Annotated in this window: 16 protein-coding genes; 4 read left to right on the top strand and 12 right to left on the bottom strand. The window is 72.8% G+C overall.

All coding sequences use genetic code 11. The annotated features are described in order from the left end of the window. On the bottom strand, positions 1-906 hold a 906-nt coding region (locus tag ACFW3D_RS40085; RefSeq protein WP_500513207.1), incomplete at its 3' end, for a slipin family protein. A 112-nt stretch (positions 907-1,018) separates the two neighbouring features. Then, a complete protein-coding gene (locus ACFW3D_RS40080; protein ID WP_500513205.1) occupies positions 1,019-1,975 on the bottom strand; it encodes a helix-turn-helix transcriptional regulator in 957 nt (318 codons plus the stop codon). Between the two features lie 62 nt (positions 1,976-2,037). On the opposite strand from ACFW3D_RS40080, the gene ACFW3D_RS40075 reads away from it, so the two are divergent. Then, complete coding sequence (locus ACFW3D_RS40075) at positions 2,038-3,159, top strand: winged helix DNA-binding domain-containing protein (RefSeq protein ID WP_500513203.1); 1,122 nt, start codon at positions 2,038-2,040, stop codon at positions 3,157-3,159. Positions 3,160-3,222: 63 nt separating this feature from the next. On the opposite strand, the gene ACFW3D_RS40070 is transcribed toward ACFW3D_RS40075, so the two are convergent. The 3 genes from ACFW3D_RS40070 to ACFW3D_RS40060 all read right to left on the bottom strand — a co-directional run bounded on the left by ACFW3D_RS40070 (position 3,223) and on the right by ACFW3D_RS40060 (position 7,060). Next, a complete protein-coding gene (locus ACFW3D_RS40070; protein ID WP_500513201.1) occupies positions 3,223-4,122 on the bottom strand; it encodes a S1 family peptidase in 900 nt (299 codons plus the stop codon). 149 nt (positions 4,123-4,271) lie between these two features. Beyond that, positions 4,272-5,333: a S1 family peptidase gene (locus ACFW3D_RS40065; RefSeq protein WP_500513199.1), complete on the bottom strand. Its 1,062-nt coding sequence runs from the start codon at positions 5,331-5,333 to the stop codon at positions 4,272-4,274. A 584-nt stretch (positions 5,334-5,917) separates the two neighbouring features. Continuing rightward, positions 5,918-7,060, bottom strand: a complete 1,143-nt coding sequence (locus ACFW3D_RS40060; protein ID WP_500513197.1) for a DUF5685 family protein — start codon at positions 7,058-7,060, stop codon at positions 5,918-5,920. A 292-nt stretch (positions 7,061-7,352) separates the two neighbouring features. Between ACFW3D_RS40060 and ACFW3D_RS40055 the strand changes: the two genes are divergently transcribed. Next, on the top strand, positions 7,353-7,802 hold the full coding sequence (locus ACFW3D_RS40055) for a cell division protein SepF (protein ID WP_499603801.1): 450 nt from the start codon (positions 7,353-7,355) through the stop codon (positions 7,800-7,802). A 41-nt stretch (positions 7,803-7,843) separates the two neighbouring features. Here the strand turns inward: ACFW3D_RS40055 and ACFW3D_RS40050 are convergent, their stop codons facing one another. Together ACFW3D_RS40050 and ACFW3D_RS40045 are read right to left on the bottom strand one after the other, a co-directional pair. Then, on the bottom strand, positions 7,844-9,028 hold the full coding sequence (locus ACFW3D_RS40050) for an acyl-CoA dehydrogenase family protein (protein WP_500513195.1): 1,185 nt from the start codon (positions 9,026-9,028) through the stop codon (positions 7,844-7,846). Positions 9,029-9,110: 82 nt separating this feature from the next. Further along, positions 9,111-10,739, bottom strand: a complete 1,629-nt coding sequence (locus ACFW3D_RS40045; RefSeq protein ID WP_500513193.1) for an MFS transporter — start codon at positions 10,737-10,739, stop codon at positions 9,111-9,113. A gap of 560 nt (positions 10,740-11,299) precedes the next feature. Here ACFW3D_RS40045 and ACFW3D_RS40040 point away from each other — a divergent pair. Further along, a complete protein-coding gene (locus ACFW3D_RS40040; RefSeq protein ID WP_500513191.1) occupies positions 11,300-12,304 on the top strand; it encodes a phosphatase PAP2 family protein in 1,005 nt (334 codons plus the stop codon). Between the two features lie 117 nt (positions 12,305-12,421). On the opposite strand, the gene ACFW3D_RS40035 is transcribed toward ACFW3D_RS40040, so the two are convergent. The 3 genes from ACFW3D_RS40035 to ACFW3D_RS40025 form a co-directional block, all read right to left on the bottom strand. Continuing rightward, entirely contained in the window at positions 12,422-12,637 is a 216-nt protein-coding gene (locus ACFW3D_RS40035; protein ID WP_500513189.1) for an I78 family peptidase inhibitor, read from the bottom strand. A gap of 218 nt (positions 12,638-12,855) precedes the next feature. Then, positions 12,856-13,245 carry a DUF779 domain-containing protein gene (locus ACFW3D_RS40030; protein WP_500513187.1) on the bottom strand — a complete coding sequence of 130 codons (390 nt, stop codon included), beginning with the start codon at positions 13,243-13,245 and terminating at the stop codon, positions 12,856-12,858. A 4-nt stretch (positions 13,246-13,249) separates the two neighbouring features. Further along, on the bottom strand, positions 13,250-14,158 hold the full coding sequence (locus ACFW3D_RS40025; protein WP_500513185.1) for a bifunctional DNA primase/polymerase: 909 nt from the start codon (positions 14,156-14,158) through the stop codon (positions 13,250-13,252). A 219-nt stretch (positions 14,159-14,377) separates the two neighbouring features. On the opposite strand from ACFW3D_RS40025, the gene ctaD reads away from it, so the two are divergent. Beyond that, positions 14,378-16,108, top strand: coding sequence for an aa3-type cytochrome oxidase subunit I (gene ctaD, locus ACFW3D_RS40020; RefSeq protein WP_500513183.1), 1,731 nt, complete (start codon positions 14,378-14,380; stop codon positions 16,106-16,108). A gap of 33 nt (positions 16,109-16,141) precedes the next feature. On the opposite strand, the gene ACFW3D_RS40015 is transcribed toward ctaD, so the two are convergent. Then, positions 16,142-17,464, bottom strand: coding sequence for a glycosyltransferase family 4 protein (locus tag ACFW3D_RS40015; protein ID WP_500513181.1), 1,323 nt, complete (start codon positions 17,462-17,464; stop codon positions 16,142-16,144). A 252-nt stretch (positions 17,465-17,716) separates the two neighbouring features. Then, positions 17,717-18,217 (bottom strand): LysM peptidoglycan-binding domain-containing protein, encoded by a 501-nt coding sequence (locus ACFW3D_RS40010; protein WP_500513179.1) that lies wholly within the window; start codon positions 18,215-18,217, stop codon positions 17,717-17,719. Between the last annotated feature and the right edge of the window lie 125 nt (positions 18,218-18,342).

The raw sequence follows: 18,342 nt of genomic DNA, 5'->3' as shown, positions 1-18,342 counted from the left end.
CGGGTCCGCCGAGAGGGTCTCGCGCAGGTCGGCGGGGAGCTCCCCGGCGGGCTCCTCCAGCGGTACGCCGGACTCGGGCGGGTGGGCGGCGGCCCCCGGTGCGGGCCCCTGGGGAGGCGCGGTCACCGGCTGGTGTTCGACAGCCGGGTGGGGCGCCGGGTGGGCGCGCTCCAGGAACCGCAGCAGCTCCACCGGGAAGGGCAGCACCAGCGTGGAGTTCTTCTCCGCGGCGACGGCGACGACCGTCTGCAGCAGGCGCAGCTGCAGTGCGGCGGGGGTGTCGCTCATGACCGCCGCGGCATCGGCGAGCTTCTTGGAGGCCTGGAACTCGGCGTCCGCGTTGATGATCCGCGCCCGGCGCTCGCGCTCGGACTCGGCCTGGCGGGCCATCGAGCGCTTCATCGTCTCCGGCAGCGAGACGTCCTTGATCTCGACGCGGTCGATCTGCACGCCCCAGCCGATGGCCGGGCTGTCGATCATCAGCTCCAGGCCCTGGTTGAGCTTCTCCCGGTTGGAGAGCAGGTCGTCCAGGTCGCTCTTGCCGATGATCGACCGCAGCGAGGTCTGCGCCATCTGCGAGACGGCGAACCGGTAGTCCTCGACGTTGATGATCGCGTCGGTGGCGTTGACGACCTTGAAGTAGACCACCGCGTCCACCTTGACCGTGACGTTGTCGCGGGTGATGCCCTCCTGGGCGGGCACCGGCATCGTCACGATCTGCAGGTTCACCTTCCGCATCCGGTCGACGACCGGCACGATCATGGTGAATCCGGGGGTCCGCACCCCGCCCCGGACCCGGCCGAGCCGGAACACCACGCCCCGCTCGAACTGCTGCACCACACGGGCCCCGGCCACGAAGTACAACGCTCCTGCCGAGAGCACGGCGGCTATCAACTCGACGACCATCACGGCCCCCTGGGGTCCGGAATCGCAGTACTTCCACGGTACCTCGCGGGTAACCCGCCGGATACGGGCCGGGATGCCCCGTTACGAACCCGCCTGCGGCCCGGGCCGGGGCCTACCGGGGGGCGCCCGCCGCCCGGGCGAGCCGGTCCGCGACGACGCTCAGCCGTTCGGCCAGCTCAGGGGGCTCCCGCACCTCGAAGTCGACGCCGAGCATGCCGATGTAGACGGCGAGCGCGTCGAGTGACTCGGAACCGGTCCGCAGCACGCAGCTGTCCGGTCCGGTGGACTCCACGGTGGCGTACCCGGCGTACTCGGCGACGGCCTCGGCGGGGGCGTGCACGACGACGACGGCCTGGTGGCGGTAGGCCCGCGAGGTGACCCCGCGGGCCACGTACGAAGCGGCGTCCGTCGGGGGCCGCCGGGGCTCGAAGCGGGGGCCGGTGGGGGACTTGGGGTCCATCCGGTCCACACGGAAGGTGCGCCAGTCCCGCCGGTCGGTGTCCCAGGCGAGCAGGTACCAGCGGCGGCCGTGGTGGACCAGGCTGTGCGGCTCCACGGTGCGCCTGCCGGCGGTGCCGCCGTGCGCGCGGTAGTCGAAGCGCAGCCGTTCGTGGTCGCGGCAGGCGGCGCCGATCGCGGTCAGCACGTCCTGGGCGACGGCGCCGGGCAGGACGGGGGGCCGGGCGACCGCGACGGCCTCCATGGCCTGCGCCCGGCGGCGCAGCCGGGCGGGCAGCACCTGCTCCAGCTTGGCCAGGGCGCGCAGCGAGGTCTCCTCGATGCCCTCGACGCTGCCGCCTGCACCGGTGCGCAGGCACAGCGCGACCGCGATCGCCTCCTCGTCGTCGAGCAGCAGCGGGGGCAGCGCGGCGCCCGCGCCCAGGCGGTAGCCGCCGGCGGTGCCGGGGGTAGCGTGCACGGGGTAGCCGAGGGCGCGCAGCCGCTCCACGTCGCGGCGCACCGTACGGGCGGTGACCCCGAGGCGCTCGGCGAGTTCGGGCCCCGTCCAGTCGCGCAGGGACTGGAGCAGGGACAGCAGGCGCAGCAGTCGGGCGGAGGTTTCCAGCACGGCACCAGTCTGGCAGCCGTCGCGGACGGTTCCTGACCGCATTCCGCCCTACCGTGACGCCCATGGAGACGATCCCCGAGGGCACGGTCCTGGACCGCCGGACGCTCAACCGCTCCCTGCTGGCCCGCCAGTCGCTGCTGGGCCGGGTGCGCACCGGTGCCGCGGAGATGGTCGAGCGGCTGGTGGGGCTGCAGGCGCAGGAGCCGCAGGACCCGTACGTGGCGCTGTGGTCCCGGATCGAGGACTTCGCGCCGCAGGAGCTGTCCGCGATGCTCGAGGACCGGCGGGCGGTGCGGATGTCGCTGCTGCGGTGGACGGTGCACCTGGTCACGGCGCGGGACTGCATGGAGCTGCGCCCGGTGGTGCAGGACGTGCTCGAACGGCGCCTGCTCGGGCAGTTCCGGCGGCAGCTCGCAGGGCTGGACCTGGCGGAGGTGGCCGGGGCGGGCCGGGCGCTGCTCGAGAACGGCCCGCTGTCGGCGAGCCGGCTCGGGGACGCACTGCGGGAGCGCTGGCCGGACCACGAGCGGCTGCCGCTCAGCCTGGCCGTCACGGCGCGGGTGCCGACGGTGCAGCCACCGCCGCGCGGCCTGTGGCGCACCTCGGGCGCGGCCCTGCAGACCCCGGCCGACCGGTGGCTCGGCCGGGACTTCGACCTCGCGGACGGCTCCGCGCCCGACGCGGCCGTCCTGCGCTACCTCGCCGCCTTCGGCCCCGCCTCGCCCGGGGACGTCGCCGTCTGGTCGGGGCTGACCGGGCTCCGCGCGGTCATGGACCGGCTCCGCCCGCGGCTGCGGGTCTACCGCGACGAGAGGGGCACCGTGCTGTACGACGTCCCGGACGCGCCCTTCCCGGACCCCGTCACACCGGCGCCGCCGCGGTTCCTGCCGCAGTACGACAACATCGCCCTCTCGCACGACGACCGGGCACGGATCGTGCTCCCCGGCCCGTACGCCGGGGAGCCGCTGCCCGGCAGCGGCAGCAACCGCGGCTTCTTCCTCCACGACGGCTTCGTCCACGGGCTGTGGCGGATCCAGGCCACCCGCGACGCGGCCGTCCTCCACGTCCGGCCGCACGCGCCGCTGGACGCCGGGGCGCGGGACGCCCTCGCGGCGGAAGGCGAACGGCTGCTCGGGTTCGCGGTGCCGGAGGCCGCCGCCCGGGAGGTGCGCTTCACGGGGTGACCGGGGCGCACGTCCCGGGGCGGTGGCCGGGGCCGGGGCGGTGGCCGGGGCCCGGAGCCGGGCTCAGTACACGGCGACCCCGTACGCCTTGAGGACCTCGGGCAGCGGCTGGAAGAAGGTGGTGCCCCCCGCGGTGCAGTCGCCGCTGCCGCCGGACAGCAGCCCCAGGGCCTTGGTCCCGTCGTACAACGGGCCCCCGGAGTCGCCGGGTTCGGCGCAGACGTCGGTGCGGATCAGGCCGCGGACGATGTCGCCGCCGCCGTAGTTGACGGTGTAGCCGAGCCCGGTGACCGAACCGCTGCGGACGCCCGTGGTGGAACCGCTCCGCCTCACCGCCTCCCCGATCCGGGCATCCGCGGCCTTCTTGATGTCCTGGCGGCCGACCTTGCCGGGCCGCACGACGGAGCCGCTGTAACGGACCAGGGCGTAGTCGTCGTACGGGAAGCTGAAGGCGGTGGTGGTGCCCACCGTCCTGGTCCCGGCGGGATCGCCGTACCAGGTGGTGGCCGCGCGGCCGCAGTGACCGGCGGTCAGGAAGTAGTGGCTCCCGGCGGCGCGGACGTTGAAGCCGACCGAGCAGCGGAAGCCGCCGCCGTGGACGGCGTCGCCGCCGGTGACCATCCGCGTGAAGGAGCCGCCGACGCGCTCGAAGCGGACCGTGCCGCCGTACCGTCCGGCCGCCTGCCTCAGCGCGCTGAGCCCGCTGCGCGAGACGGTGTCGTCGGTGGCGACGACCAGCGCGCCGCTCTCCGGGTCGACCGCCCAGGCGCTGCCCGGGACGTCCGCCGACTCGGCCGCCAGGCCCGCCGCGGCCAGGTGCGCGGCCGAGGCGCCGCCGGCGGTGGCGGCCCGTGCGTCCGGCACGGCGACCGCGGTGGCGGCCAGCAGCCCGAGGAGCGCCGCTCCGGGCAGCGCTGCGCCTCCGGCGAGGCCGCTGCGCGGAGTGATGCGCTTGTTCCTCATATGTTCCCCCCTACGAGGTTATGCGGTGCCTCGCGGAGTATTGCGACGATCAGCCCGGCGGACAAGAGGGCCATACGGGACGTGCCCGGCGGCCGTGGGGCCACCGGGCACGTCCGTGACGGAAGGGAGGGCGTGGACCTCCCGGAAGGTCAGAAGACGCTGACGCCGTAGACGCTGAGCGCCTCCGTCACCGGCTGGAAGAAGGTCGTCCCGCCGACGCTGCAGTTGCCGCTGCCGCCGGAGGTCAGACCCAGCGCGATGCCGCCGGAGGTGTACAGCGCGCCACCGGAGTCGCCGCCCTCGGCGCACACGTTGGTGCGGATCATCTGGTAGACCACGTCGCCGCCGCCGTAGTTGACGGTGGCGTTGAGGCCGGTGACCGAACCGCTGTGGATGCCGGTGGTGGAGCCGTCACGCAGGACGGCCTGGCCCACGAAGGCGTTGCCGGCGCTGGTGATGTCGGTGTTGCCGGCCGTGCCGCTCTTGGTCACGGTGGTGTTGCTGTACCGAACCAGCGCGTAGTCGTTGGTCGGGAAGCTGTAGCTGACGTTCGAGCCCAGCACGGTGGACTGGCTGGAGTTGGAGTACCAGGTGGACGCGACCTCACCGCAGTGCCCGGCGGTCAGGAAGTAGTTGGTGCTGCCGCTGCGCACGTTGAAGCCGAGCGAGCAGCGGTAACCGCCGCCGTAGATGGCGTCGCCGCCGGCGATCAGCCGCTTGAAGGTGCCGGCCGTGCGGCGGAAGGTGACCGCGTCGCCGTAGGAGGCGGTGGCCTCCTGCAGCTTGGTGAGCTCGGCGCCGGAGACCGTGCTGTCGGCGGTGATCTCCAGCCGGTTGGACTTCGGGTCGACGACCCACGAGGTGCCCGCGACGTCCGCGGCGAGGGTGGCCTTGCCGGCCTTCTCCAGCTGGGCGGTGCTGTGCGCCACGAACTTCGGGACCGCGCCGGCCGCGCTGACGGCCTGGGCCGCCTTGTCGTCGGTGACGTTGACGACCATGGTCTTGGCCTTGGCGTCGTAGTACGAACCGGCGGTGGCGGCGGTGCCGAGGGACGTGGTGAGCGCGGCCGCGGCCTCGGGGGAGGCCTTGGGCGCGGGGGCGGCCTGGGCGGCGGGCAGGGTGAGCGCGGTGGCCGCCAGCAGACCGGACGCCACGGCGATCAGCCGTGCGCGTCTCGGGACGGGGGTGTGGGTGGTGCGCTTGATCCTCACGCTTTTTCCTCCTGTGGGGGAACGGAAGTTGACCCGCGTAGCGCGGGCCGGTGAGGCGCAGCCAGGGCGCCGCCGTACTGTGGGGGTGGCGTGCCCCTGACAAGTGCTGCGCACACGGGAGTATTCAGAGTCACGCACAAGCGCACAAGGGCGGGTTTCGGCCGCGTCACGCCCCCGAAACGCCGCACCGACGCCCCCGGGGCGCCCGCGGTGACGGTGTATCACCTGGTGAGCCCGCCGCCCGCGCCGGCCGCCCGCCGCCCGCGCCTTCCACCCCCGGTTTGGCGCGAAGGGACGGCTCCGCCGGGCCCGTTCCGCGGGAACGCCGCAGGGCGCCACCCGCCCCTCCTGCCGCCTCGGTATGCCCCCGGCGTCGCGGTCGCGCCCCGGCACCCCGGCACCCCGGCCGCACGATCCCCGAACGCGCGGGGCCCGCCGAACGGCCTCACCCGCCGGACGGGCGCACGGCAGCGGACGCGTACGCCGGGCACGTACCGGCACAACCGCTCGTGCGCCGCCGCGCTCGTGCGCCGCCGCGCCCGTGCACCGGCGCCGCCGTCACGGGGAACGGGCCGCACGGCCCCTCAGCAGTCGCAGCCGCAGCAATCGCAGTCGCAGCAGCAGCCGTCGCCGCAGCCGCAGTCGCACCCGGAGCAGTCGCAGTTGGAGCACCAGCCCTCGCGCCGCTTGCCGCTCCAGGGGTCGTCGTAGTGGTCCCGGCAGCAGATCTGGCAGGTGCAGCAGAGCCCCGCGAATACCGCGCACCCGGCGAGCACGCCGCGGCGAGGACCCTGCTGGTGCGGGGGGCCGGGGGTCAGCCAGGGCGACTGCACCGGCCCGCCGGGTCCGCCCGGCCCCGGGTGGTGGGCGCACGAGGCGCCGAACGCGCGGTCCACGGACCGCCGCAGCTCGTGCGCGAGCAGGACGTGGGCGAGCGCGCCATCGCTGAACTCCACGTCCCGCAGCGCCAGCCGGACCCCGTGCACGGCGTCGTCGCACAGCCGACGGGCCTCGTCCAGGCTCGTGCCGGTGGCGGTCAGCGGGTTCCACGCGCCCGCCGCGGCGTCGGCGTCCAGGTCCTCCACGGCGTCCAGCAGATGGGCGAGACGGCCGAAGAGCCGTCCCGCCTCCTCCAGCGGGGCGCGGTTGACCGGGCGTCCGGCCAGCACCGCCGTGTGGCCGAACGCGGCGGCGGTGGCGGTCTCGGTGGGCTCGGTGACGGTCAGCAGGGAGGTGCCGGGCCCGGCGGCCGCCTCGACGGCCGTCTGCCGGTCGACGGCGTCCACGAGCACGGCGGTGTCGAAGCCGAGCCCCGACCCGGTCACGGCGCCCGCGCGGTCCCAGCGCCTGGCCACCGTGCGCGCCGCCGCGGCGACCGGACGGCGCGCCAGCAGCCCGTCGCCGTCCGCCATGTGGTCGCGCACCTTCGCGGAGGCCAGCACCAGCGAGACCGCCGCGGCCAGCCGCGCGCCCTCCCCCGTGGCGACCGGCGCGGTGCGCATCGCCCGCAGCGGGCACGGCCCGGCGGTGCGGCGTGCCTCCTCCGCCCGCCCGGCCTGGCCCTCGACCAGCACCGAGATGATGAGCCCGTCGTAATTCGTGGCGACCCTGGCCAGTTGCCCGTGACCGTCCCTCAGGGCGAGGCAGAGGCCGCACAGATGGGCCGTCCACGATATGGCCAGCTTCTCCGGCAGGCGGTGCCTGCACGGTCTGACGATTCCGAACATCGCAATCCCCCGTACGTCATTCGCAGCAATGGAGCACGTCATCGGCTGGTCGTTCTGTACGCCACACGTTCGCCTGCCCGGCGGTGCGGCATCACTCTACCGAGCGGAAGCCTTTCCGATGATCCGTCAGGAGTCGTATTGCATGGGGTGACTGAGGGCCACTAGTGCGATTTATGCACCAGGTCTGTCACGAATCCACCCCACGGTGGGTATCCGCTTGGCGCATCATCCGCATCATGGACGACCATAGGGGTGCGGACGGCAAACTGACCGCGTGCGAGAGGAGGCGTCCATGGGATCGGTACGACGGGCGAGCGCCTGGCTGGGACTCGTCGACGACAACAGCGCCGAGGAGTACTACGACGAGGACTACGCCGATTACGGCGACGGCGCCGAGACGTCCTCCCCCGACTCCTGGGTCACCGACCCCCGCGTGCGCGTGGCCTCGGATTCGGCGGAGGAGCAGGGCCGCCGGATCGCCACGGTCACCCCGGACGGCTTCCGGGACGCACGCGGCATCGGCGAGCTGTTCCGGGACGGCGTCCCGGTCATCGTCAACCTGACGGCCATGGACCCCGCCGACGCCAAGCGCGTCGTCGACTTCGCGGCCGGCCTCACCTTCGGCCTGCGCGGTTCGATCGACCGCGTGGCCAACCGGGTGTTCCTGCTGACCCCGCCCGACTACCTGGTCGTCAACGCCGACAGCAAGCGCGGCGGCGACGGCTTCTTCAACCAGAACTGACCCGCGGCATCGGCGCCGGGCCCCGGCGCCGGTCGCCGCGGCTACCGGAAGGCGTCGAGACCGGTCAGCGCCTTGCCGAGCACGAGCTGGTGCATCTCGACGGTGCCCTCGTAGGTGAGCACGGACTCCAGGTTGGTCGCGTGGCGCATGACGGGGTACTCCAGGGAGATGCCGTTCGCGCCCAGCACGGTGCGGGCCGTTCGGCAGATCTCGATCGCCTCGCGCACGTTGTTGAGCTTGCCGAAGCTGACCTGCTCCGGACGGAGCGTGCCCGCGTCCATGCGCCGCCCGAGGTGGTGGGCGAGGAGGACGCCCTTGTGCAGTTCCAGCGCCATGTCGGCGAGCTTGGCCTGGGTCAGCTGGAAGCCGCCGATGGGCCGGCCGAACTGCTCACGGGTACGGGAGTACTCCAGGGCGGCCTCGAAACTGCTGCGTGCGGCGCCCATGGCACCCCACACGATGCCGTAGCGCGCGTGGTTCAGGCAGCCGAGCGGGCCGCGCAGGCCGGTGACCCCGGGCAGGACAGCGTCGGCGGGCAGGCGCACGTCGTCCATGACCAGTTCGCTGGTCACGGAGGCGCGCAGCGACCACTTGTGCTTGATCTCGGGGGCGGAGAACCCGGAGGTGTCGGTGGGCACGGCGAAGCCGCGGATGCCCTCGTCGGTGCGGGCCCACACCACGGCGACGCCCGCGACCGAGCCGTTGGTGATCCACATCTTGCGGCCGTTCAGGATCCAGTCGGAGCCGTCCCGCTTGGCGTGGGTGCGCATGCCGGCCGGATCGGAGCCGTGGTCGGGCTCGGTGAGCCCGAAGCAGCCGATGACCTCGCCGGCGGCCATCCGCGGCAGCCACCGCTGCTTCTGCTCCTCCGAGCCGTAGCGGTGGATGGCGTACATCGCCAGCGAGCCTTGGACGGAGACGAGCGAGCGGATGCCGGAGTCGGCCGCCTCCAGTTCCAGGCAGGCCAGGCCGTACTGGACGGCGGTGGCGCCCGCGCAGCCGTAGCCGGTCAGCGACATGCCCAGCGCGCCGATCGAGCCGAGTTCCCGGGCCAGCTCGCGGATCCCGGGGAGCTCGCCGCGCTCGTACCACTCCGCCACGTACGGCAGCACGCGGTCGGCGGCCCAGCCGCGGACGGTGTCCCGCACCGCGCGGTCCTCGTCGTCCAGCAGGTCGTCGATGCCGAGGGGGTCGTACGGGTCGAACTGCGGCTTTCCAGCGGACATCGTCGTCCTCTCCGGTGATCACTGCGCTTCGCCGACGAAGCTACTTCCGCGGCGGGGGCGGGTAAAGCCCCCGGCGGTGTGCTCAGCGCGACACGTCGGCCCCGGCCAGGGCGTGCTCGCGCGGGGACGGGATCCCGGGGGCGGCGGGCCGCTGGGCCGCCGTGCCGCACTCCATGCGGCGGGGCAGCCGCAGCGCGGCGGCCGCGCCGAGCAGCAGCAGGCCCGCGCTGACCACCAGGGTGATGTGCATCCCGTGGACGAAGGCGTGCCGCGCGGCGTGCCGCAGGGAGGCCCCGGCGGAACCGCCGAGGTGGTCGGAGACCTCGTAGGCCTCGCCGAGCGACTTCCCGGCCGAGGCGCGGGCGTCGGCCGGGACCCCGGGGACCCGGGCGACGCCGGGGGCGTAGGCGGCGTTCATGACGCTCCCCAGCAGGGCGATGCCGAGGCCGGCGCCCATCTGGTAGGACGTCTCGCCGATAGCGGCGGCGCCGCCCGCCTGCTCTGCGGGGGCGTCGCTGAGCATGGACTCGTACGCCCCGAACAGGGTGGTCTCCAGCCCGAAGCCGAGCAGGACGAAGCCCGCGGTCAGCACGGCCGGCCGGTCGTGCTGACCCATCAGGGTCAGCACGAGCACCGCGCAGGCGGTGAGGACGAAACCGGAGCTGACCATCGCGCGCGGCCCGAGGCTGCCGAGCATCCGGGAGCCCAGGAGGCCGGCGGCCATCGCGGCGAGGGTGAGCGGCAGCAGCCGCAGCCCGGTCTGCAGCGGGCTCAGGCCGAGGACCAACTGCAGGTACTGGACGGCGATCAGTTCCAGTCCGACGAGGGCGAGCAGCGCCAGCACGATGCAGCCCACTGAGGTGCCGAAGGCGGGCCTGACGAACATGCCTATGTCGATGAGCGGGTGCTCGCGCCTGCGCTGCCGGCGTACGAACAGCACCAGCAGGGCCAGACCCACGAGCAGCGGCACCAGCACGGAGGGCTCGTACGGGGCCGCGCCGCCGCCGATCCGCTTGACGCCGAGGATGGCACCGAGGATGCCCAGCGCGGCCATCACCGCGCCCAGGACGTCCCAGGGCCCGTCCAGCTCCCCCCGGGACTCCGGCAGCAGCCAGCGGGCCACCGGAAGGATGACGGCCATCAGCGGGATGTTGATCAGGAAGACCGAGCCCCACCAGAAGTTCTCGACGAGGAAGCCACCGAGGACCGGCCCGACGGCGGCGCCGACGGCCGCGACGGCGCTCCACACTCCGATGGCGACGGCCCGCTCCCGGCGGTCGGGGAAGACCTGCCGGAGGATCGACAGCGTGGCCGGCATGATCATCGCCCCGCCGACGCCCAGCAGGGCGCGGGCCGCGATGAGCACGCGCGGATCGGGCGCGAAGGCGGCCACCGCCGAGGCGGCCGCGAAGATCGTGTAGCCGAGCAGCAGGATCCGGCGTCTTCCGACGCGGTCGCCGAGGGTTCCGAAGAGGATGAGCAGGGACGCGGCGACGAGCGGGTACGCGTCGACGATCCACAGCAGCTCTATCGCGCCGGGGCGCAGGTCCTCGCTCACCGCCGGAACGGCGACGTGCAGCACGGTCGCGTCGAGGGCGACGAGCAGCAGGCTGACGCAGAGGACGATCAGCACGGTCCAGCGGTTGACCGGCCGAGTGTGCCGTGGGACGGCGGCCGGTCCGGGAATACCGGCCGAGGACGTCCCTGCCATGTACGTACCTCCCAGCGGTGCGCTCGCGGTGTCCCTGGGCAGGACGAGGGGGACGGTCCCGGGGGAACCCAGCGACGAGGGCGAGTGAAGTCGTCAGACTACGCGAGTCCGCGCCGATGGTGGGTGGCGCAGGTCACGTTCCCCCGTGGCCCTCGTCACGGAACGGACGCCCACCGGAGACCTGCCGGACATTTCCGGTCCCCGCGGGGCGTCCGCCGGGTCGTCCACGCAGTGGCGTGTACCCGCCGGTCCCGGTCGTACGCACCGTACGCACCGTTGGCACGGCGGAACCGGGGCGGGCCGGCCCAAGGCCGGGCGAACTCCAGGAGAAGTGACGGCCAATCAAAGACAAACAAGTTATACGGAAATCGAACGGGCGATTTCCCAAGATCCTCCGGAAGCACTTCGAAACACAAAATCAAGGAGTTCCCGCATTCGGCTCAATGCGCACGTCAGCGCTACGGCCAATGGGTGGAGTGAGACGCAGTGCACATCACATCGTCATTACGAACCCGTCCTTCCGGCCGAACTCCGCCATCACACGCTGTAACGTCGATTGAGTGCGTACCGATGACAAGCTCCGCCTCATGGAGGAGCCCGAGACAGCCCAGGCGCCCCCGGGCATGAGCCGGACACGCGTGCTGCTGTTCGGCTCGACGCTCGTGGCCTATGTGGCCATCGTCGTAGCCGTCCTGACCACGTCCAAGCTCGTGACCCTGGACTGGCAGGTCATGATGTGGCGGCCGTACAAGCAGTGGCCGCAGATCCACGCGTTCCTGGACTACTTCGTGGTCCTGGGCCAGCGCGGCCCGACGGCCGTGATCGTGGCCTCCTGGCTGGGCTGGCGGGCCTGGCGCCACCGCACCCTGCACCCGCTCCTCGTGCTGGGCACGTCGCTGCTGCTGCTGAACGTCACCGTGGGTTCGGTGAAGTACGGCCTCGGCAGGCTCGGCCCGCACTACGCGACCAGCGCCGGATCGGCCGAACTCTTCGCCGGCGGCGATATATTTCCCTCCGGTCACACCGCGAACGCCGTGGTGACCTGGGGAGTCCTGGCCTACCTGGCCACCACCCCGTGGGTCCGCCGGGTCACCTCCGTGATCGCGGCGCTGCTGGCGCTGGGCGTCGGCATGACCACCATCTACCTGGGCACCCACTGGGTCAGCGACGTGCTGCTCGGCTGGGCGGCCGGCCTGCTGATCCTGCTGGCGCTGCCCTGGTTCGAGCCCCTGATGGCCTCGGCCGAGCAGCGGGTCACGGCCGCCTGGGCGCGCCGCCGCGGCACCCGTCCGGCGCCGGCCGCGGCACCCGTCGCGAACTCGGCGATGGCCACCGCGCAGCTCTCCGACAACCCGGACGGCGTACTCGAGCCCGTCGTTCTCAGCGGCCGCGCGGCGACGCCTGCGTCGGGGATACCGCACCACCCGGCACGTCCGCACACCACCCGGCACGAGCGCACCCCGGTCACCCCGGCCGGCAGCCGCCGGCCGCCCGCGGACCGGCCGGGCCGCCCGGCGCCCATCGGCCAGGCCGGCGTGGTCCGCGGCCGCGGCGCCACCGGCTGACCCACCGCGGGCCGGTACGCACGCCTCCCGCCCCGCTCACGCCCGCACGAAGGCCCCGGCCGCCCCGAGAGGGGCGGCCGGGGCCTTCGTCGTGCCGCCGGGCCGTACGCAGCGGGCTCAGCCGCTCCAGCAGCGGGTCACCCGGCCGCCGTCGACGGTGAAGTTGAGCCGGCCCACCCGGTACTCCATGGTGATGACGGCGCCCGGCGGCAGGGCGCGCACCGTGTTCCAGCCGTGTTCGATGGCCCGGCGCTCGGCCTCGTCGGCGGGGAGGCCGACGTAGCTGTCCGGTTCGTCCTGCGGTTGCCGCGCGGCGGTCGGATCGGTTGCCATGTGAGCAACCGTAGGCGCACACGAGCCGTGACGGAAGGCGCGGCCGACTTGATCGTCACACTTCTGTCACAGAATCCAGGGCGGCGTTTGGCGTGCACCGTTCACTCTTTGGGGGTGACTTTTCCAATCGCCCGCCGAATTCGCCGACCCGGTCGCCGAAAACCGGCCGGACCGGTCGCGGCGGAATTCCGGGAACCGGCCCTCACACTTCCCTCACATCACATCCCCAGCGCCGACAGCTCGTCGTCCGTCAGCAGCCGGGACCGAATCAGAAACCGGTTGCCCGTCGGCGCTTCCAGCGAGAATCCGCTGCCGCGTCCCGGCACCACGTCGATCGTCAGATGCGTGTGGCTCCAGTAGGCGAACTGGTCGCGCGACATCCACACCGGCACCGGGTCGACGCCCAGGACGTCGAGGTCGCCGAGGTGCACGTCGGAGTCCCCGGTGAGGAACTCCCCCAGCGGATAGCACATGGGCGAGCTGCCGTCGCAGCAGCCGCCCGACTGGTGGAACATCAACGGGCCGTGCTGGTCGGCGAGACGCCGCAGCAGATCCGCGGCCTCCTCGGTGACGGCGACCCGGCGGGCCCTCGGTGCGGTTGAGGTCATGGGGTCAGAGTGCTCCCGCCGGGCGCCGCCCGCCAGACCCCCGGAGGACATGCCGGCGGGCCGAGCCCACGGTCGACTCCGCCTCGCGTTCCGGCAGACCGGTGCTGACGGCGGCTCCGACCATCTCCGCGGCGACCCGGTCCCCGTGCCCGTTCTCGAACGCCCGGCAGGCGGCCCAGAAGAGCCGCTCGTTGCGCTCCCCCACCGCCGAGCCGAGGACGAAGCGGATCAGCGGCTCGGCCGTGCCCACACCCCCGCCCCCGCCCGTCCCCCGGCCCGCCGCGGCGCGTGCGGCCCGGCGCTGCGGGGTCGTCAGCAGCAGCCGCAGCAGCCGCTTGGGCACGGCGGCCGGAGGCATGGAGGCCGTCGGCGGGTCCCAGCGGTAGAACCCGGCCGTGGTGACGGAACCGGGTCCCACGAGGTAGCCGCCGCTGCCGCGCACGTCGATGCCGCCCCCGAGCCGTCGCACGGAGTTGGGCACGATGACCTCGGCCGGACCCCGCAACCACAGGTGACGGCCGCCGCTCGGGGTGATCACCGTGCGCGTCCACGGCACGGCGAAGCCCCACCGGGCGGCCAGGTCCACCAGGTCGGTCACGCCGTCGACGCCGTCCTTGCGGTCCAGGTCGAGACCGATCAGGTAGTGCGGCGAGCGTCCGCACGCGATCCCGTACCCGCAGGCCCAGGGAGCCGCGGCGAACAGCTCGGCTATCCGGGCGGGCTCGGTGGCGGCGTCGTGCACACCGTGGCCGAGCCGCCCGCACTGACCGCGGCACATCCCGCGGCCGGTCTCGCCGCGGTGCGGCGAGCGGACCGCCGGGAGCTTGGTCCGCGACAGCGGGATGACGGGGAAGCCGCGCCGCGCGGCGGCCAGCGCGCACTCCAGCGCGCGTTCGTGGTCCGGATGCGTCACGGGGTGCCCCCTCGATGCGCTACGGCATGGCCCCTATATCGTACTTTCGTTCGACCATCCGCTCAATGCCGCGCCGAGCAGCCCGGACGGGCCGCCCCACCCTTTGACGACGCGTCACGGCCGTGCCGTCCCGGTCCCTCACATGACGGGTCGTCTGCCCGAGACTGTACGGAAGACCGAGGTCACCGGCAGGATCTCCCAACCGCGAGGGGCGCGCCGATGGGGACGTACGCAGCGCAGACCACCACCGGGCGGACGCCGGCGCCCCGGCGGTCGGGACGGCTGCTGGTGGACTGGCTGACCACCACCGACCACAAGAAGATCGGCCACCTCTACCTCATCACGTCCTTCGGCTTCTTCCTCGCCGCCGGGTTCATGGCGCTGCTGATGCGCGCCGAGCTCGCCCGCCCCGGTCTGCAGCTGATGACGAACGACCAGTTCAACCAGCTGTTCACCATCCACGGCACGATCATGCTGCTGCTCTTCGCCACCCCGACCTTCGCGGGGTTCGCCAACGAGATCATGCCCTTGCAGATCGGCTCGCCGGACGTCGCCTTCCCGCGGCTGAACATGCTGTCGTACTGGCTCTTCCTCTTCGGCGGACTGATCGTGCTGGGCAGCTTCCTGACGCCCACTGGCGGCGCCTCCTTCGGCTGGTTCGCCTACGCGCCGCTGAACAGCCTGACCCGCTCGCCCGGGATCGGCGCCGACATGTGGATCATGGGGCTGGCGCTGGCGGGCTTCGGCACCATCCTCGGCGCGGTCAACTTCGTCGCCACGATCGTGGGGATGCGCGCACCGGGCATGACCATGTTCCGGATGCCGATCTTCACCTGGAACGTGCTCTTCACCTCGGTGATGGTGCTGCTGGCCTTCCCGGTGCTGGCCGCGACGCTGCTGGTGCTGGAGGCGGACCGGCGCTTCGGCTCGGTGGTCTTCGAACCCGCGAACGGCGGGGCACTGCTGTGGCAGCACCTGTTCTGGTTCTTCGGCCACCCGGAGGTCTACATCATCGCGCTGCCGTTCTTCGGCATCATCACCGAGGTCATCCCGGTCTTCTCCCGCAAGCCGGTCTTCGGCTACATGACGCTGATCGGCGCGACGATGGCCATCACCGGGCTGTCGATGGTGGTCTGGGCGCACCACATGTTCGTCACCGGCGCCGTGCTGCTGCCGTTCTTCTCGCTGCTGTCGTTCCTGATCGCGGTGCCCACGGGCGTGAAGTTCTTCAACTGGATCGGCACGATGCTGCACGGCTCGCTGTCCTTCGAGACACCGATGCTGTGGGCCGTGGGCTTCCTGGTGAGCTTCCTGTTCGGTGGCCTCACCGGGGTGATCCTCGCCTCGCCCCCGCTGGACTTCCAGGTCAGCGACTCGTACTTCGTGGTGGCCCACTTCCACTACGTGGTCTTCGGGACGGTGGTCTTCGCGATGTTCGCGGGCTTCTACTTCTGGTGGCCGAAGTTCACCGGGAAGATGCTCGACGAGCGGCTGGGGAAGATCCAGTTCTGGACGCTCTTCGTCGGCTTCCACACCACCTTCCTCGTCCAGCACTGGCTGGGCGTGGAGGGCATGCCCAGGCGGTACGCGGACTACCTGGCGGCGGACGGATTCACCGTGCTCAACACGATCTCGTCGATCGGGGCGTTCCTGCTGGGCCTGTCCACGCTGCCGTTCCTCTACAACGTGTGGCGGACCGCCCGGTACGGCCGGCGGGTGGAGGCCGACGACCCCTGGGGCTTCGGCCGTTCGCTGGAATGGGCGACCTCCTGCCCGCCGCCGCGGCACAACTTCACGACGCTGCCGCGGATCCGCTCCGAGTCCCCCGCCTTCGACCTGCACCACCCGGAGGTCGCCGCCCTCGACCGGGCACGGTCCACCGGCCGCCGCGACGCCGTCGAGCCCGGGACCGAGAACGGGACCGGGACCGGGACCGGGGGCCACGGCTGAGAGCGGCGGCGGCACCGGTCCCGTGCCCGGCGGTCAGCTCCTGCGCGTCCCGGCGCCGAACCTCGCCCGCACCGTCGACCGCAGCCTCGCGGGCAGCCGGCGGGCCCGCCGTTTCGCCACCCGGGCGAGGTCCCTGCCCGCGTACGCCACGCCCATGCCCAGTCCGCCGATGTGGCGTCCGGCCGACCGCAGCCGGCCCGTGGGGCCCGTCCGACGGGCCAGCAGCCCGTCCAGCAGACGTTCGCAGCTCTTGGCGATCTCCTCAGGGTCGTACCGGGCGCCCTTGTCCAGGGCCGCCCGGCCCATCCGCCGGCGCAGCTCGTCGTCGTTGATCAGCCGGAGCATCGCCGCGGCCAGCGCGTCCACGTCCCGCGGGGGCACCAGCAGGCCGTCCACGCCGTCGCTGATGATCTCGCCGGGACCGAGCGGGCAGTCGGTGCTGACCACGGGCAGCCCCACGCGCATCGCCTCGACGATCGTCATGCCGAACGACTCCATGCTGGAGGAGACGGCGAGCAGCGAGCCCTTGGCCATTTCCGGCTCGATCGGCGTCGCCGTCCCCATCAGCCTCACCCGGTCACCGAGTTCGAGGCTCCCGATGAGACCCTTCAGCTTCTCCCGCTGCCCACCGCTCCCGTACAGCCGCAGGCCCCAGTCCGGGCGTTCCACCGCGACCTTGGCGAAGGCCCTGATGAGGTCGCCGTAGTGCTTGACGGGAGCCAGCCGGCCGGCCGCGACCACGTACTTGGCGTCGAGGGCGCTGGGTGCGACGCCCGGATCGGGAACGCTGTTGGGCAGGGCGACCACCCTCACACCCGGCAGCCACAGCCTGCTGCGGTACGCGGCGGCGTCGGCCTCGGTGGTGGTGGTGACCGCGTCCAGCCGCGGGTAGAGCCTCCGCAGTTTGAGGACCAGCGCCAGCGGGTGGGTGTCCAGCGTCAGGTGCTCCTGTGCGATCCGGACCACGTGACGCGGCGCCTGCAGCGCGATGTGGACGTTCAGGCCGGGTCGCGTACCGATGACGACGTCGGTGTCGAGCGCCGTCAGGTGGGCGGCGATCCGCAGGTCGGTGAGGGCGCTGTACTGCTCGTAGCGGTTCTCACCGGCGGGGAAGACCTTGGCCGGCCGGCGGTACCGCGGGTCGTCGAGGTCGCACGTGTCGCTGTGACGCCGTAAGTCCACCAGGTGACGCAGTCCGACGCGCGGGTCGAGGGAGAAGACGGGTTCGTCGCGGTGCCGGAACACGGAGACGATCTCGACCTCGTGCCGGTCGGCCAGCGCGCCGGCCAGGTTGTAGGTCGTACGGATGGTGCCGCCGACGCCGTACGCATTGTGGATCAGTACGGAAATGCGCATTCTTCCCCCGATCTCCTGCTCCCCGCGGACTTTGCCCGTCCCTTGTGGGTGGCTAGACCGTCGCACCGATCCTCAGGTTGCCTTCCTCCACCGTCCCGTTTCCCGCCGTGTCCGCGCGGTGACGTTCAGTGAGAGCCCGTCCGGCATCCTAGCCACGGAGGACGGGCGGCTCCGCGAATGCGCCGAAATGCACGTGCACTTGAGGGAGGCGCTCGCCGAGGGGCGGGCAATCGCCGGCGGGAGCTCCGCGGCTCACTTCGGCAGGCGCAGCAGCGTCCCGGGGGTGAGCTGCCGGGCCGGGTCGGAGCCGACGACGTCCTGGTTCACCCGGTACAGCTCGGCCGCGCCGCCACTGACGCCGAAGCGCCTGGCCACGGTCTCCAGGGTCTCCCCGGACTGGACGGCATGCGCCCGGCCGGACAGCCGCAGGCGCTGCGCGCAGGTCGGCCAGGCCTCCCAGCCCTGGTCGCGGAGGATCTCCTCGGCGACGGTCACCTGCTGGTCGGGGGTGGCCCGGTCGGGCCTGGAGGCCATGTCGAGACCACCGTGCTCGACCCAGGTGGGCTGGAAGATCTGCAGCCCGCCGTAGAAGCCGTTGCCGGTGTTGGTCTTCCAGCGGTTGCTGCTCTCGCAGGTCGCCAGTTCCACCCAGACGGGCGCGTGCCCGTCGGCCTGCGCGACCCCCGGAGAGAGGGACGCCCACGCGGCGAGCAGAGCGAACGCGGTCACCGCGAGACGGCGGGGACGGGACATGCGGGCCAGGTTAGGCGCGGCGCGGGGGGGGGGGGCGCCCGCCCCCCCCGGGGGGGCGCCCCGCCCCCCCCCGCGGGGCCCCCCCCGACAGAGTGAGGGCGACCACACGGGTCGGGGCGGCCCCC

The sequence above is a fragment of the Streptomyces sp. NPDC058864 genome, assembly GCF_042742985.1.
Classification (GTDB): Bacteria; Actinomycetota; Actinomycetes; order Streptomycetales; family Streptomycetaceae; genus Actinacidiphila.
Note: the sequence above shows the minus strand (reverse complement) of the source record. Positions and strands in the feature narration are given on the sequence as shown.

Excerpts from the sequence above, each read along its gene's own strand:
- ACFW3D_RS40075 (WP_500513203.1), top strand. The coding sequence starts at position 2,038 with ATGGAGACGATCCCCGAGGGCACGGTCCTGGACCGCCGGACGCTCAAC.
- ACFW3D_RS40070 (WP_500513201.1), bottom strand. The coding sequence starts at position 4,122 with ATGAGGAACAAGCGCATCACTCCGCGCAGCGGCCTCGCCGGAGGCGCA.
- ACFW3D_RS40060 (WP_500513197.1), bottom strand. The coding sequence starts at position 7,060 with ATGTTCGGAATCGTCAGACCGTGCAGGCACCGCCTGCCGGAGAAGCTG.
- ACFW3D_RS40055 (WP_499603801.1), top strand. The coding sequence starts at position 7,353 with ATGGGATCGGTACGACGGGCGAGCGCCTGGCTGGGACTCGTCGACGAC.
- ACFW3D_RS40050 (WP_500513195.1), bottom strand. The coding sequence starts at position 9,028 with ATGTCCGCTGGAAAGCCGCAGTTCGACCCGTACGACCCCCTCGGCATC.
- ACFW3D_RS40045 (WP_500513193.1), bottom strand. The coding sequence starts at position 10,739 with ATGGCAGGGACGTCCTCGGCCGGTATTCCCGGACCGGCCGCCGTCCCA.
- ACFW3D_RS40035 (WP_500513189.1), bottom strand. The coding sequence starts at position 12,637 with ATGGCAACCGATCCGACCGCCGCGCGGCAACCGCAGGACGAACCGGAC.
- ACFW3D_RS40030 (WP_500513187.1), bottom strand. The coding sequence starts at position 13,245 with ATGACCTCAACCGCACCGAGGGCCCGCCGGGTCGCCGTCACCGAGGAG.
- ctaD (WP_500513183.1), top strand. The coding sequence starts at position 14,378 with ATGGGGACGTACGCAGCGCAGACCACCACCGGGCGGACGCCGGCGCCC.
- ACFW3D_RS40015 (WP_500513181.1), bottom strand. The coding sequence starts at position 17,464 with ATGCGCATTTCCGTACTGATCCACAATGCGTACGGCGTCGGCGGCACC.
- ACFW3D_RS40010 (WP_500513179.1), bottom strand. The coding sequence starts at position 18,217 with ATGTCCCGTCCCCGCCGTCTCGCGGTGACCGCGTTCGCTCTGCTCGCC.